This is a genomic window from Psychroflexus aestuariivivens (assembly GCF_004010055.1).
In the GTDB taxonomy this organism is placed as follows: Bacteria; Bacteroidota; Bacteroidia; order Flavobacteriales; family Flavobacteriaceae; genus Psychroflexus; species Psychroflexus aestuariivivens.
In genome coordinates this window covers 19,227-33,939 of the sequence record NZ_RQVT01000004.1, presented here as the reverse complement: position 1 = coordinate 33,939, position 14,713 = coordinate 19,227, and the positions used below count along the sequence as shown (strand labels likewise).

Annotated in this window: 12 protein-coding genes and 1 pseudogene; 10 read left to right on the top strand and 3 right to left on the bottom strand. The window is 34.6% G+C overall.

Going from position 1 to position 14,713, the window contains the following annotated elements; translation table 11 throughout:
• From EIG86_RS01100 to EIG86_RS01085, 4 genes and pseudogenes are all read left to right on the top strand, one after another.
• Nucleotides 1-352, top strand: a pseudogene (locus EIG86_RS01100) (hypothetical protein); the annotation flags it as partial.
• Between the two features lie 96 nt (nt 353-448).
• Nucleotides 449-3,283, top strand: coding sequence for a TonB-dependent receptor (locus EIG86_RS01095; RefSeq protein ID WP_127844305.1), 2,835 nt, complete (start codon nt 449-451; stop codon nt 3,281-3,283).
• Nucleotides 3,284-3,416: 133 nt separating this feature from the next.
• A complete protein-coding gene (locus EIG86_RS01090) occupies nt 3,417-4,100 on the top strand; it encodes a response regulator transcription factor (RefSeq protein ID WP_127844304.1) in 684 nt (227 codons plus the stop codon).
• Nucleotides 4,100-5,182, top strand: coding sequence for a sensor histidine kinase (locus EIG86_RS01085; protein ID WP_127844303.1), 1,083 nt, complete (start codon nt 4,100-4,102; stop codon nt 5,180-5,182). Before EIG86_RS01090 ends, EIG86_RS01085 begins: the two co-directional genes overlap by 1 nt.
• Nucleotides 5,183-5,223: 41 nt before the next feature.
• Here EIG86_RS01085 and EIG86_RS01080 read toward each other — a convergent pair whose 3' ends face one another.
• Both EIG86_RS01080 and EIG86_RS01075 read right to left on the bottom strand, forming a co-directional pair.
• Nucleotides 5,224-6,996, bottom strand: a complete 1,773-nt coding sequence (locus tag EIG86_RS01080; RefSeq protein WP_127844302.1) for a MutS-related protein — start codon at nt 6,994-6,996, stop codon at nt 5,224-5,226.
• Nucleotides 6,997-7,101: 105 nt separating this feature from the next.
• A complete protein-coding gene (locus EIG86_RS01075; protein ID WP_127844301.1) occupies nt 7,102-7,470 on the bottom strand; it encodes an MmcQ/YjbR family DNA-binding protein in 369 nt (122 codons plus the stop codon).
• 335 nt (nt 7,471-7,805) lie between these two features.
• Here EIG86_RS01075 and EIG86_RS01070 point away from each other — a divergent pair, with 335 nt between their 5' ends.
• The 6 genes from EIG86_RS01070 (at nt 7,806) to EIG86_RS01045 (ending at nt 13,794) form a co-directional block, all read left to right on the top strand.
• Nucleotides 7,806-10,013, top strand: a complete 2,208-nt coding sequence (locus EIG86_RS01070) for a hypothetical protein (protein ID WP_127844300.1) — start codon at nt 7,806-7,808, stop codon at nt 10,011-10,013.
• Between the two features lie 10 nt (nt 10,014-10,023).
• Nucleotides 10,024-10,575, top strand: coding sequence for a hypothetical protein (locus EIG86_RS01065; protein WP_127844299.1), 552 nt, complete (start codon nt 10,024-10,026; stop codon nt 10,573-10,575).
• Between the two features lie 10 nt (nt 10,576-10,585).
• Nucleotides 10,586-11,074, top strand: a complete 489-nt coding sequence (locus EIG86_RS01060; RefSeq protein ID WP_127844298.1) for a hypothetical protein — start codon at nt 10,586-10,588, stop codon at nt 11,072-11,074.
• Between the two features lie 2 nt (nt 11,075-11,076).
• Nucleotides 11,077-12,045 carry a DUF6175 family protein gene (locus EIG86_RS01055; RefSeq protein WP_240032153.1) on the top strand — a complete coding sequence of 323 codons (969 nt, stop codon included), beginning with the start codon at nt 11,077-11,079 and terminating at the stop codon, nt 12,043-12,045.
• Nucleotides 12,046-12,054: 9 nt separating this feature from the next.
• Nucleotides 12,055-13,032 carry a hypothetical protein gene (locus EIG86_RS01050; RefSeq protein ID WP_127844297.1) on the top strand — a complete coding sequence of 326 codons (978 nt, stop codon included), beginning with the start codon at nt 12,055-12,057 and terminating at the stop codon, nt 13,030-13,032.
• 90 nt (nt 13,033-13,122) lie between these two features.
• Nucleotides 13,123-13,794 (top strand): hypothetical protein, encoded by a 672-nt coding sequence (locus tag EIG86_RS01045; protein ID WP_127844296.1) that lies wholly within the window; start codon nt 13,123-13,125, stop codon nt 13,792-13,794.
• A gap of 40 nt (nt 13,795-13,834) precedes the next feature.
• Here EIG86_RS01045 and EIG86_RS01040 read toward each other — a convergent pair whose 3' ends face one another.
• Nucleotides 13,835-14,701 (bottom strand): pirin family protein, encoded by an 867-nt coding sequence (locus EIG86_RS01040; protein ID WP_127844295.1) that lies wholly within the window; start codon nt 14,699-14,701, stop codon nt 13,835-13,837.
• Between the last annotated feature and the right edge of the window lie 12 nt (nt 14,702-14,713).

Below are 14,713 nucleotides of genomic sequence, written 5' to 3'. Positions count from 1 at the left end.
AGAATTTGCTCAATTCCGTTCAAGTGCAATGGGAAATAATAACAATATTCTTTTAGTAGGTGGGTTGGAAACTTCTGACTTTACGCTTCAAGATAACCAAGGTGTAGCAGATAACTATAATAATGGTGACCTTACATTTTCTAACTTAGAGATTGTTCCACCAGCAGGTGTTTCAGATATAGCAACTTTGTTTACAGATTCATCTGGTCAAACATCTTTCCAAGCAGATGCTGTTGGGAATGGTGGTTTTGTATCAGAAATTTCAAGTACAAACGATGCAACGGTTGGTGCTAACCTAGGAAGTTTTTCTTGGACATGGGTAGCTCAAGCAGCATCAGGTTTAGGATTTTAATTAAATCAAAACACAACATACAATATACAATTTTCAAAGTATTGCTCGATCTAAATCAGGTCGGGCAATACTTATAATTTTAAAGTAATAGACTTTATGAATCATTTTTCTAAATTAGTTTTTTTAGCATTCAGTTTTATATCAACATTAGCTTTTTCACAAAATGGCACATTAGAAGGTAAGGTGTTGGATGGTGAATTGGATGATGTTTTGCCTTTTGCAAATGTGATAGTTCAAGATACAGACAAAGGTAGTACTACAGATTTTGATGGGGAGTATAGTATCAAAATTTCACCGGGAACCTACCGCGTTAAATTTTCATTTGTAGGCTATGAATCTAAAGAAATTACTGAGGTAGTAGTTAAAGCAAATGAAGTTACCAGATTAAATGTAACTTTGAATGCCTCTTCAAGTAGCTTAGATGAAGTTTTGATTACAACCACTGCAAGAAGAAACACGGAAGCATCAGTATTGAATCTTCAGAAAAAATCAGTTAAAGTTACTGATGGAATGTCTTTAGAAGGAATTAAAAGAACAGGTGCCAGTACTGTCGCTTCAGCTGTGAAAAGTATTCCAGGTGTTTCTGTTCAGGGCGGTAAATACGTTTTTGTAAGAGGGCTTGGAGACAGGTATACGAAATCGATACTCAACGGAATTGATATTCCAGGCTTAGATCCTGACCGAAATACTTTACAAATGGATGTTATCCCTTCTAGTATTATTGAAAATATAATTGTGTCCAAAACAGCAACTGCTGATATGCCGGCCGATTTTACAGGAGGTGTTGTTGATATTGTAACCAAAGATTTTCCTTCAAGTGAGACTTATAGTTTTAGTGTTGGAACTTCTTATAATACAAAAATGCACTTCAATTCAGATTATTTAGAAGGCGCTTCTAATCCAACAGACTTTTTAGGTTTTGATAATGGCGATAGAGATTTGCCAATTGACGAAGATTTAGATATTCCATCGCCAGTCGGTGATGGACTAAATGATAACGGTGTTAGCGTTACTGATATTACTAGAGAGTTTGATAAAAAACTTGCTGCAGACCGCACAACAAGTAAAAATGATTTTAATTTCAGTTTTTCTGCTGGAAATAATTATAATGTTGGAGAAAATAACAATAAACTAGGTTACTTAGCAAACATATCTTACAGAAATAATACTGAATATTTTGAAGATTTAGAACAAAACTTCTTTTTCAAACCTATAGATTTAGCTGAGACAGAACTAAGACCAAACCGAACTCAAAATGGTGACGTAGGAATAAACTCTGTACTTCTTAGTGGTCTGGCAGGAATTTCATACAAAACTGACCAATCCAAATATCGCTTTAATGTTTTGCACTTACAAAATGGAATTTCTAGAGCTGGTAAATTCAGAACGTTTACATTTATTCAAGATGATATTGAAGTGGTTCGAGATAACTTGGAATATACAGAAAAGTCTATTACTAATTTAAATTTGAATGGTAGTCATACCAATGAAGATGCTTCATGGGAGATAGAATGGGCACTTTCTCCAAGTTTTTCAAGAATATATGATAAAGATGTTCGTGTCACTCCATTCGAAGTTATTGGGGAAAACCAATTTTCAATTAGACCAAGCACTGCTGGTGCACCACAGAGACTATGGCGTAATTTAGAAGAAATCAATTTAGCCGGAAAAGCAGATGCTTCCAAAAAACACCAACTTTTTGGAAGAAAAGCTAATTTTAAATTTGGAACAGCTTATACTTTTAAGGAAAGAGAATTTAGAATCAATAACTATAATGTTTTGATTAAAGGTTCAAGCCAAACTCCAATCAATGGTGACCCAGATAAACTTTTGCTAGACGAGAATATCTGGAGAAGCGAAACTAACAGCGGCTCTTATATTCAAGGTAATTTTGAGCCAGCTAACAATTTCAAGTCCAACTCTAGAGTTGCGGCTGCATTTGTTTCAGAAGAATTCAATATCACAGACAATTTCAAAAGTATTATAGGGTTGCGCTTTGAAAATTATCAACTGAACTATACCGGTGAAAATAACCAAGGGACTTTGGATCTAGAAGATGAACAAATTTTAGATAAAGCAGATTTATTTCCTTCAGCTAACCTAATTTATGCTTTGAATGACGAAACTAATCTTAGAGGTTCTTATTACAGAACAACAGCAAGACCGTCTTTCAAAGAGGCTTCCATTGCGCAAATTTTTGATCCGCTAAGTGATATTACATTTATTGGAAATATTGATGTTCAGCCAACTTACATCAATAATATCGATTTTAGATATGAAAAGTACTTAGAAAATGGTCAAATGTTTGCCGTTAGTGCGTTTTATAAAAGTTTCAAGGATCCTATAGAATTAGTTGCTTTTCCAGAAGCGCCTAACAATTTGCAACCACAAAATGTAAACTCAGCAGATGTATATGGATTAGAATTTGAAGTTAGAAAGAATTTTGGTTTTATTGCAGAAAGCTTGTCCAAATTTAGTGTGAATACAAATATTTCATTCATTGAATCAGTTGTTGAAATGTCAGAACAAGAATTCGAATCTAGACAACTAGCAGCAAGAGAAGGTCAGGTTATCGACGATGAAAGAGATTTGCAAGGTCAATCCCCTTATCTAATTAATGTAGGTCTTAATTATGATGATCCTGAAAAAGGATGGCAAGGTGGTTTATTCTATAATGTTCAAGGCGAAACCTTGGAAGTTGTAGGGATTAGAAATGTACCTGATGCTTACACTCAACCTTTCCATAATATGAGTTTTAGATTGTCAAAAGCTTTTGGCGAAAACAAGAATTCTTCCATCAACTTTGGTTTCAGTAATATCTTAAACGATGTGATTGAAACGAATTATAATTCTTTTCAGGCCGAATCCAGAATTTATTCTAGAAGAGATCCTGGCCAGGCATTTTCTTTAGGATACTCCTATAAATTCTAATTTGATTTTTTTTGTAGAAATAATTTTTTCAAGCTGCCTTTTCACGAAGGCAGCTTTTTTATGTCAAGCATTATTCTTAACTTTCAGCTAATATTCAATTGCTTAACTTTGTCATTAAGCAAACATTTTGAAAATGAAAAAATCAGAAATTACCATTCTTGTTGTTGACGATGATCCAGATATCTTGGAAATCCTAAGTTATAATCTGAACAACGAAGGTTACAAAGTTCATACTGCAGAAAACGGTGTTGAAGCCGTTAAAAAAGCCAAAAAGAAAAAACCAAACCTCATTATTCTAGATGTCATGATGCCCGAAATGGACGGCATAGAAGCCTGTGAGCAAATCCGAAAAACAGAAGGTTTAGAAGATACCGTCATCACATTTCTTACCGCCAGAGGCGAAGATTATTCTCAAGTCGCTGGATTCGACGCAGGTGCAGACGACTACATTACCAAACCTGTAAGACCGAAAGTTTTGATGAGTAAGGTAAAAGCTTTGTTACGCAGATTCAAATCTGAAAAAGAAAACAAAAACATCTACGAAGTTGGAGGCATTATCATCAACCGTGATGAATACAAAATAATCAATAACGGTCAAGAACTGACTTTGCCGAGAAAAGAATTTGAATTGCTATCTTTGCTCACTTCAGAACCCAATAAAGTTTTCAAAAGAGACGATATTTTGAACACCGTTTGGGGAAATGAAGTCGTTGTGGGTGGACGAACAATAGATGTTCACATCAGAAAACTAAGAGAAAAGCTAGGCGACAAAAGATTCAAAACCGTAAAAGGCGTCGGCTATAAGTTTGTAAATTAATGAGTCAGAAATTTAAGCGATCTTACAAATTTGCATTACATACGTCGACGTATATCACTTTATTTCTGTCTTTACTCATCACAATTTATGAATATATTCAACTAGAAGTCAATTTGGCTTCTATTTTTATTTTTGCCATAACCTGTTTTGTGTTTTCGTTTTTTATCATTCAGTTGCGGATAGAATATTTCATCTACAAAAGAGTGAAATCTATTTACGACAGCGTGTCAATACTCGACAAAAGTTCATTAGATAAACAGCGAATTACTTCAGACATCAAAACTTTGACCGAAGAAGTTGAAAAATTTGCACGTGGCAAAAAACTAGAAATCGAAACTTTAAAAGTCAGAGAAAATTATCGAAAAGATTTCATCGGCAATATTTCTCATGAATTGAAAACGCCATTATTCACCGTTCAAGGTTATATTTTAACTTTATTGGACGGCGCCATCAAAGACAAAAAAGTTCGAAAAAAATACCTGAATCGCGCCAGTAAAGGCGTCGATCGTTTGATTTATATCGTCAAAGATTTGGATATGATTACCAAATTAGAAACTGGCGATTTGAATCTTTTTATTGAAACTTTCGATATTGTAGATTTGGTGCAAAGCGTGTTTGATTTACTGGAAATGAAATCTGCCAAAAAGGACATCAGCCTCACTTTCGACGATACTTATCCGCCAGTTTACGTCACTGGTGATAAAGAACGCATTCAACAAGTTATTACCAATTTGATAGTCAATTCTATAAAATACGGTAAAAAAGGCGGCACAACGGAAATTAGCATTGAAGAGATTTCAAAAGAAAAAATTCTATTGCGTGTCACCGACAACGGCGAAGGCATCGAAAAAGAAAATATACCGAGATTGTTTGAGCGTTTCTACCGCGTAGACAAAACTGGTTCACGCAAAGAAGGCGGCTCCGGACTTGGGTTGTCTATCGTGAAACATATCATTGAAGCCCACGACGAAAAGATTTTTGTAGACAGCGTGTATGGCATCGGTAGCGAATTTTCGTTTACCCTAACCAAATCTGAAGACACTCCGGAAATCTCTGAAGCCGAAGTGTTTGAAGAGATATAATGAAAAAGCCTTACAGGCTTAGAATTTTTTCAACTTAATGACTATTCCACAATATCCATTTTTTTCAATAAGAAAGAAGCGTTCATATTTTGACAAATGCCATGTTTTAAAGCATAATCGAAATGCAATTCATCATTCAAAATTTCCGCATCGAAATAATAATTTTTCACTTGTGGCATCGATTCAGCAACCTCGCACAAACTCAAATCGTGGGTGGCGATGATTCCAACGGATTTAGATTTTACCAATCGCTCCACGAATTTTTGTGAACCAATGGCTTTGTCTGTAGAATTGGTGCCTTTCAAAATTTCATCCAAAACAATAAAATAACGCTCATCTTGGATTTTGTCCACGATATATTTCAATCTGGTCAATTCAGCAAAAAAATATGAGGCTTCATCTGCCAGCGAATCAACCGTTCGCATACTGGTAATTAGTTTTATAGGGTTGTATTCGCAAGATTTTGCACAAACTGGCAGACCAACATTCGCCATCACAATTTGTATGGAAACTGTTCTAAGAAATGTACTTTTTCCCGCCATATTGGCGCCAGTTATGATGAAAAATTCATCATTTTTGATGTCGAAATCATTGGTGACTGCATCTTTTGGATCAATGAGTGGATGCACAGCGCCGCGCGTTTTGGTTAGAAAATTACCGTCTTGAATTTCAGGAAACACGTAGTTTTTATGATTGAATGCAAAATTCCCTAAACTATTCAGCGCATCGATTTGGGCGATAACTTCAAACCAGTTTTTTACTTGGTCGGCATGAAGTGCAATCCATTTTTCAATCTTTAAAGATTGCGTCAAATCACGAAGCATAAAACCATTCAAAAATACACCTACCAGAAAATTATTACGTTGATCCAAAGCGTCAATATGTTTTGAAAACTGCTTTAAAGTTTGACTAGCTGTTGCATTTTCGGTTTTGATTTTCTCTTGATAAGTTTTTAATAAGTCCGATGAAAAATTAGCATTTTCAATGGCATTCAGCAGTTTGAAATATTGCTGAAATGTACTTTGGGCTTTGCTCACATAACCCGACAAAACATTCACTTTTTTCAAATAAATACCACTGATGACCAATCCAATAACAAACCAAAGTAAAAGTTGCGCGCCAGAAATATAATTCAAGAAATAAATGCTAATGACAGACACAGAAAGCAACGAAAATACAATTGGAAACCAAGCCATCATTTTAGGCACAAAAGAATTGTAATTGGTAATCCAATCTATAATGCTCGAGGCTTTGGTGTCTGTGTCCACCAATTTGGCATCGGCAGAAAATTGCTGTCTAAAATCAACAAGTTCTGCCAAATCCTGAATCGCTTTTTGCTTGATTTCAATATGTTTGATGTCGTTGGCAGTCAACATTTTTGCTAAATTCGTTTCGCCTTCCTGAAGCGACGTCCGATTCAAATATTGGAAAAAAGAATGCTTTCCAAAAATATCGATATCTTGGCTGAATTCATGCAGTGAATCTTTGTAAACTTCGCCTGTAGGACGGTCGGCAAATTCTCTGTCAAGAATTTTGAGCTCCGTCTGGTTGAGGTCAATTAGGGCTTTTAGCTTGGCTTTTTTATATTGAATATTGCTGTGTCTGGTGACCAAAATGATAAATAAAACGATGCCAGCTAAAACGGCACCGATGACAATTCTGGTAGAAGACCAAAACTGATACACCGAAAAAGCAACAAGTAGAAATACTAATAAACGCAACATGCTGGAGAGAAAAAGTTGTTGCTTGACTTGTTTCAGCTCAGATTTGAATTCCTGAATTTTGGTTTGATATATAGTTTTGGTTTGTGACATGTTGAGTAAAAATTAAGTCACAAAAATAAGCTTAAAAATGGATTTAGCTTTTTTCAAACCCACAGATTCTAAAAATGAAGATTTCAACTAAAAATAAATTTAATTTCAAGATTCTAGTTGGATTCTATCTTTTTTTGGCAATTTACTCACTACCAATTCATAAGAATGATTGATGAGGTGTTTAATTTGTTTTTCTGAAAGATTCGAACCATTGATAACCACTGTATTCCAATGTTTTTTATCCATATGGTAGCCCGGAAAAACTTCGTCCGGATATTCTGTTCTTAATTCGATAGCATAATCTGGGTCGCATTTCAAATTGATGTTTTGGCTGCCGTTCTCCCATTTTTTAAGAGAAATAAGCGCAAACATTTTTCCGCAGACTTTAAACACCAAAACATCTTCACCAAACGGAAAACCTTCTGATGTTGATGATTTTGCTAAACAGTAGTCTCTAAGTTCTTCTATATTCATAGCGACTGTAATTTCAGGTTCTAAATTCAATCTAAATTATAAAAATAAATTCAATAATTTATCCAATTTGATTTGTTGTTTTTAGTCAATTTTATTAACAATATTTTAGTTTTAACTCTGAATTAAACTTGTTTATGTTAAATAAAAATTATAGTTTTATTTTTTTAATGTGTTAAAAATCAAATAATTAAGTATTTAAATTCAAAAGGTAGTTCTTTATTAAGTTAATTAAATGTGAATAAAAATTACCCATGAATGGGTATGGAATTGAGTTTAATATTTCAATAATATTGCTATGAAGTAAACAGATTTTTAAAATTATAAAAGAAAGAAATATGAAAACAATTGTAACTTTTTTAATGTTCATTTCTCTAGCCAGTTCAACTTTTGCTGAAAATATTCGGTATTCTTCTAAATTAAACTCAGAAGTGTTTGAAATTGAAATTGACAGTTCTGAGATCAGTGTAGAAAAAATATTTGAGAATTACATTAAAGCTATTGGTGGTCGAGAGAAATTAAAACAAATTCAGTCAATGGTAAAGGAAGAATCCATGAGTACAACTACAAATTTTTCCGGAACAGAAACTACGATGAATAGTGTGATGCTTATGGCAAGAGACAAGTCTGGAAAGCTAGCTTCTGTGACAAAGTCAGCTGGTTCTGTAACTAAAACTGTCTACACAGGGAACTCTGGCTATACCGAATTGTCCACTGGTTTTAAGATGGATTTCGATGAAAACATGCTTGCTTTGTATGATAAGCCGGTTGTTTTTTTTCCTGAATTGAATCCTCCTGAAAGCGCTGAAGTAAGTGTGAAAAAACTTAACGGAATGGAGGTTTTTGCAGTGAGCTACAGAGTTGATGATGCTACACAGGTAACTTCTCATTTCGACAAAAATTCCTGGATCAAAATTTCTGAAATCATAATCAATAATAATAGTGAAAGCATAATCGAATACCAAGATTGGGGCGAATATGATGGTATTAAAGTTCCGATTAAAACAATGATGGTTACTAATGTAGAAACTGGCAAAATGATGACAGAAATGCGGACTAAAATTGAATTTAATGCGCCGATTGATTCTTATATGTCTAGTTCTATGAATGATATAGCAAGAAATATGTCGGCTATTCCAGCAGGAAATTCTATTCCATCTTCTGGTATGTTATCAACAGCAACACCAGTTTCCGAAGACGCTATAGATTTTGAAAATGTAGATTTATCTGAAATAGACGAAGAAAGTTTTGCAAACTTTAATAAGAGAGAGCAGGAATATCTATTGATTCTTGAAGAACAAAAAAAACAAGAAGGTGATGAAAATTTAGCTAAAAGTAATTTTGTTAGCGCAACAGTTGAATCTTCTGGAGAACGATCGGACATTGAAAAACTAGATCGTGATGAATTGTCAGGAATGAAATACAGACGAAGTTCACTTTATACACTTATGGTCGATGACCAATCACGAGAACATTACAATACTATAAAGGATGCCTTTGGTAATACTGAATTATCTGAAAAATTTAATAACCACAATATTGGACCTTATCTTATTCCAGGTGTTGGAGGCGAAAATGACCAAACACAACACATAGAAGATTATTTGAATGCAAACAATGCAGCAAAATCATTGATTTCTAAATGGTTCAATAGAGATGAAAATGGCAACTTTAATATGGATCTTGTAGCAGAGCGTGGTCAATACGATGCTTCAGATTTAAATGTGAAAGTAGCTATGGAAAGCAAAAGAGGTCGTGCTTTGCTTCAAGATGCTGGTGAAGAATTGATAGGAAATACCTTTGTAATAGTATACGATTACAAATACACCAATAAAGAGGAGCAGGCAGAAAAAAGAGGTGGTTTCTTAAATGCTGTGTCAACTGTAGCTTCTTTTGTTCCTGGAGGTGAGGAAGTTGCGACGGTAGCAACTTTAGGGAAAGCAGCATCAGATGTTGTAGGTAAAGGATATTTCGTAAGAACAACAACTTACTTGTATCAACTTGTTTGGGATGAAGAAACAGCTAATAAGTTTTATTCAGATTTCTGGATTGATGAATCAAATTTTGATGAAAACAAAAAAGCAAAATTTGAGTCCACAGACTTTTTCAAGCTCAAATATGTTGGTAGTGAAGTGTCTAGAAACAACTTGCAATCCACAATTTTCACTTCAAAAACAAATGAAGAACTTATAGAAATAGCCACGATTCGAGCTGTTGACAAAAACATTAGCAAATTACAACGCACTTTTGAAGATTTTAGAGTGAAAACACCATTACTAAGCGGTGATCCTATTAAAGCTAAAATTGGACTCAAAGAAGGTCTGGAGAAAGGTGACAAATTTGAAGTTTTAGAACAAGTTTTAGATGAAGACGGCAGAACTTCTTACAAGCGTATTGGTACAATTAAGGTTGACAAAAAACAAATTTGGGACAATACTTTTATGGCTGAAGAAGCTGAAAACGCTGAAAAAACCGAGGATTTTACACTTTTCAAAGGCAATAGTAATAAGTATGCATCTGGGATGCTAATCAGACAAATCAATTAAACACAAAAAAATGAGAACAAACAATCTAAAGACAGTTTTAATACTATTAGTAATGGTACTTAGCGCAACTAATAGCTTTGCACAAAAAAGAGCCAAAAAACTTGCTGACGAAGATACCAAAAACTGGCGTTACGAAATAGAGTGCGAAGGCGTTGGAAGCAATGGCGTCTATTTAATTAAAATATTTTCGTATTCCTTCAATAAAGATGTGGCGATAGAACAAGCTAAGAAAAACGCCATTCACGGAGTGATTTTTAAAGGAATTCCAGAAGGCGACAGAGGTTGTGTTAGTCAACCGGCTTTAGCAAGAAATTCCAATTTAGAACAAGAAAAAGCAGATTACTTTGAAGCCTTTTTTGCTGAAGGTGGCAAATATCAAAAATTTGTCAATTTAACTACAGACGGTGCCGTAAAAGCTGGAGATAGATATGAAGTTGGTGGCAGTGGATTATTCAGAAGAAAAGAATACAAAATTGGAATTGTGGTCTCTGTTAATAAAGCTTTACTGCGGAAAGAACTTGAAGATGCTGGTATTGTAAGAGGTTTGTCATCTGGATTTTAAATCTAAAATTATGAAAATTAAATTAATAATATTAAGTCTGGCGTGCGTCGGTTTGATGACGGCTTGCAAATCAAAAGCAAAGACCATTTCAGGTTACTACGATTATTCTACAGAGTGTGTAGCTAAAGGCTTTAACGGTTCGCAAATTGTTAAAACTTGGGGCATTGGTTTAAGTCAATATGAAGCTGAAACTAATGCCAGAATTAAAGCTGTAGATGAAATTTTATTCAAAGGTCTTCGAAATGGATCAGCAGATTGTAATATGAAACCTTTAATAGCAAATCCAAATGCTAAAAGAGATTATGAAAATTACTTCAATCAGTTTTTTTCTGAAAATGGCAGTTTTCAAAATTACGTCAGTTTTCCAGAAAAAAACTGGTTAGAACGCAAGCTAAATATTAATCCTAGCAGCGATGGAAAAACAGCGTATGAACTGGTTGTAGAGGTTGATATGATAGGACTAAAATCACATTTACAAAAAGATAACATAATACAGTAAAGATGAAATTAATAACAAAGTTTACAATGATATTGGCTCTTGGTTTTGCTTTTGGTGCAAATGCTCAAGCCAAAAAACCGACAATTATGATTGTCCCAAGTGATAATTGGTGTGTCAATAATGGTTACACGATGGAATTCGAAAATCAAGGAATGACAGAGGTTGTTCCAGATTATACCGCAGCTTTTCAGCAAAATTCAGATTTATTATTAGTCATTAGTAAACTAAACGGTTTGATGGCAGATCGTGGTTTCCCTTTGAAAAATTTAGAATCCGAAATAAAAAGTATCAATTCAACTAGTGCGCTGGATGCCATGAGAAGCTCCAAATCTTCAGGAGCTGAAGTTGCTGAAAGTCCGGTGGATGCTTTGCTGAATCAAGCCAAAGCAGATATTATTATGCAATTAACTTGGACAGTCAATACAACAGGTCCCAAAAAATCAATCACCTTCAATTTGCAAGGTTTAGATGCTTACTCTAACAAACAAATTGCAACTGCTGCAGGAACTGGCGCGCCATCGTTTTCAGCGGAACTACCAGTACTTTTAGAAGAAGCAGTGTTATCTTACATCGACCCTTTCGCAAATACATTGCAAAATCATTTCGATGACATGTTTGAAAATGGTCGAGAAGTTTCTATTCGCGTTATGAGATGGGGTGATTGGGAAAATGATTTAGAAACCGAATATGGTTCAGACTATACAGAATTGGGTTTCATTATTGAAGATTGGATGGCAGATAATTCAGTGAAAGGAAGATTCACAACCAAAGATGCTACCGAAAATATGTTGATATTCGAGCAGGTGCGTATTCCATTATATTTTGAAAGAAACGGCAGGCAACGTGCAATGGATACGCGTCGATTTGCTAGTGAACTTAGTAGGTTTTTACGTCAAGAACCTTACAATATTGTAAATAAAATAACAACAAGAGGTTTGGGTGAAGCCACCATTTTTTTAGGAAGTAAATAAAAAATTATCATGAAAAAAATAAAAATAATATTCATAATTGTTTTCTGCCTAGTATTGAGTAAAACCGAAGCTCAAAACGATTTAGGTAAATCAGACGATTTAGGTAGAATTTCTATTGTTCCGTATGTTTCAGATCAAGTAGAAAACTTGCCGCTTTCCGCAAGAAATAATTTACAAAGTAAACTTGCTCAAGTGGTGACAGCAAATGGCTTGGGTGATTCCCAAAACTACAACACCAGATTTATCATTACACCAAATATTTCAGTACTGGACAAATATGTAGTGTCTGGTGCTCCTGCTAAAGTCGCATTAACTTTGGAAGTTGCCGTTTACGTCGGTGATGGAATTACTGGTAAAAAGTTTGGCAGTACAGCCATAAATGTGAAAGGTGTTGGAAGAAATGAAACTAAAGCTTATATCGCCGCAGTGAGACAAATTTCATCTGGTGATAAAAACTTACAAAATTTATTGATGACTGCTAAAAATAGAATTTTAGAATATTACAATAATGAATGTGATTTCATTCTGAAAGATGCTGAATCTTTAGCCAATCAAAATCAATTTGAAAATGCAATTTTTGTTCTGACTTCTGTTCCAAATATTTCCAAAGATTGTTATAATAAAGCATTAGATATGGCTGCGCCTTTGTACCAGAAGAAAATAGACAGAGATTGTAAACTTTTACTGAACAAAGCCAAAAACGCTTGGAATGCAGGTTTAGATTTTGAGGCAGCCAATGATGCCGCAAGCTATCTCAACCAAATTGAACCCAACTCCGACTGTTATCCTCAGGTTGAAAGTTTATCACGTGAGATCAATTCAAGAATTAAAAAAGTAGATAATCGTGAGTGGAAATTTATATTAAAACAACAAGACGACCGTACCAAAGTCGCCGTGAATCAATTGCAATCATTGAAAGAAATTGCACTCACGTATGGTCGAAATCAGCCACAAAACCCGGTATATAATATTGGTGGCTGGTGGTAAAAGCTGTTAGTGTCCAAGTAAATTTTCTAAATTGAAATCTATTTTAAGTGAAATAAAGTCTAAGTAAATTTAATTTAAAACCTATTTATTATGAAAACTAAAACAATTAAAAATTCAAAGAAATCAATTTTAATAACATTTAAATACTTTTCTTTAGTATTGTTATTTGTACTCTTTTCCTGTAGTGAAGATGATGGGGAAACAAGTACTTCACGTCAAGAAATCAATGATTTTTTAAATCCTGAAGTTGTGAGAGCAATGGAAGATATGGGTTTCAATGTATATACTGGTGACAATCCACCAAATGTTGAAGCTACTTTTTTAGCAGAATTAGTAATGATGCAAACGAGTGTTCCAGATGATGCCGCAACATCAGGTACACGGTTTCCAAATTGGAAAGTCAGATTTAGTGATCAAGAAGGCTCTTATGTATTTGTTGAAGAGTTCGAAAATGCTTCAGGCACTTCGGGAGAAGGATACGGAGCTTTAATAGTTGGGGAGGAAGCCATTGGAGGCGAGTCCAGATTCTCAGTCTTTGTGAAACAAAATTTAGTCGATGGTAACGGGCATTCATACACAAGTATTAGAGCTATTTCAGGAGATATGTTTTTGAGTCCAAACGGTGAGCCATTAAGAATCCTAGATTTTCAATTGGCCACGATGATGTTAGATAATAATGGAAACCCAAATGGTAATTTATTGCCAGATAATACAGGCCGATTGTTTGACGATGAAAACAATAGTGCAGATCGGCTAGAGTAGAGATAGAATATAGTTTATTTATATCTGAGAAGATATGATATTAAGGCAATGGCACAAAGCCATTTTCACCAGGAATTTTATCGAATTCCTGGTTTTTCCATTGTGTTCTAGCAGCTTCGATTTTTTCCTTTTCAGAGGAAACAAAATTCCAATGAATAAATCGTTCTTCAGGAAATTTTTCACCACCAAAAATATAAACTGTCGTGTTTTCTTCCATTTCAAAATGGCACAGTTCAGGTGATTTTGCGACCAAAATACGTTTGGGTTTGTAAGTATAACCATCATTGTGAATTTGACCTTCTAAAATATACAAGGCACTTTCGCCGTACAAATGTTTTCCGATATCTATTTGTGTACGTTTTTTAGATTTGATTTCTATAAAATACAAATCGCTAAACACGGGCACTGGCGATTTTTTTCCGAATGCGTGACCTGCAATCAGCCTGAATTCAGCATTTTGGTCTTGCCAACTTGGGATGTCATTTTTATCAATATGTGTAAATTGCGGTGACATGTCTTCCAAATCTTTAGGCAAAGCCACCCAAATTTGTAAACCGTGTAATCGCTTCGCTTGTTTTCGGAAACGTTCCGGTGTGCGTTCTGAATGAACAATTCCCTTTCCCGATGTCATCCAATTTACTGCACCAGGAGCAATTTCAATATCATTACCTAAACTGTCTTTGTGGTGAATTCGACCTTCAAACAGAAATGTTAAGGTCGATAAACCAATATGCGGGTGTGGCGGTACATCCAAGTTTTCATCTTTATTCATTTCGGCAGGTCCCATATGATCGATAAAAATAAATGGACCAACCATGCGTTTTTGGCGAAATGGTAATAATCGCCCAACCATAAAATTGCCGATATCAGCGGCTTTTTCTTCGATAATAAGATCAATATTTGACATAAAAATTTAGTG

Bases quoted from the DNA above. Each gene is read 5' to 3' on its own strand.
- EIG86_RS01095 (WP_127844305.1), top strand. From the start codon at position 449: ATGAATCATTTTTCTAAATTAGTTTTTTTAGCATTCAGTTTTATATCA.
- EIG86_RS01090 (WP_127844304.1), top strand. From the start codon at position 3,417: ATGAAAAAATCAGAAATTACCATTCTTGTTGTTGACGATGATCCAGAT.
- EIG86_RS01085 (WP_127844303.1), top strand. From the start codon at position 4,100: ATGAGTCAGAAATTTAAGCGATCTTACAAATTTGCATTACATACGTCG.
- EIG86_RS01080 (WP_127844302.1), bottom strand. From the start codon at position 6,996: ATGTCACAAACCAAAACTATATATCAAACCAAAATTCAGGAATTCAAA.
- EIG86_RS01075 (WP_127844301.1), bottom strand. From the start codon at position 7,470: ATGAATATAGAAGAACTTAGAGACTACTGTTTAGCAAAATCATCAACA.
- EIG86_RS01070 (WP_127844300.1), top strand. From the start codon at position 7,806: ATGAAAACAATTGTAACTTTTTTAATGTTCATTTCTCTAGCCAGTTCA.
- EIG86_RS01065 (WP_127844299.1), top strand. From the start codon at position 10,024: ATGAGAACAAACAATCTAAAGACAGTTTTAATACTATTAGTAATGGTA.
- EIG86_RS01060 (WP_127844298.1), top strand. From the start codon at position 10,586: ATGAAAATTAAATTAATAATATTAAGTCTGGCGTGCGTCGGTTTGATG.
- EIG86_RS01055 (WP_240032153.1), top strand. From the start codon at position 11,077: ATGAAATTAATAACAAAGTTTACAATGATATTGGCTCTTGGTTTTGCT.
- EIG86_RS01050 (WP_127844297.1), top strand. From the start codon at position 12,055: ATGAAAAAAATAAAAATAATATTCATAATTGTTTTCTGCCTAGTATTG.
- EIG86_RS01045 (WP_127844296.1), top strand. From the start codon at position 13,123: ATGAAAACTAAAACAATTAAAAATTCAAAGAAATCAATTTTAATAACA.
- EIG86_RS01040 (WP_127844295.1), bottom strand. From the start codon at position 14,701: ATGTCAAATATTGATCTTATTATCGAAGAAAAAGCCGCTGATATCGGC.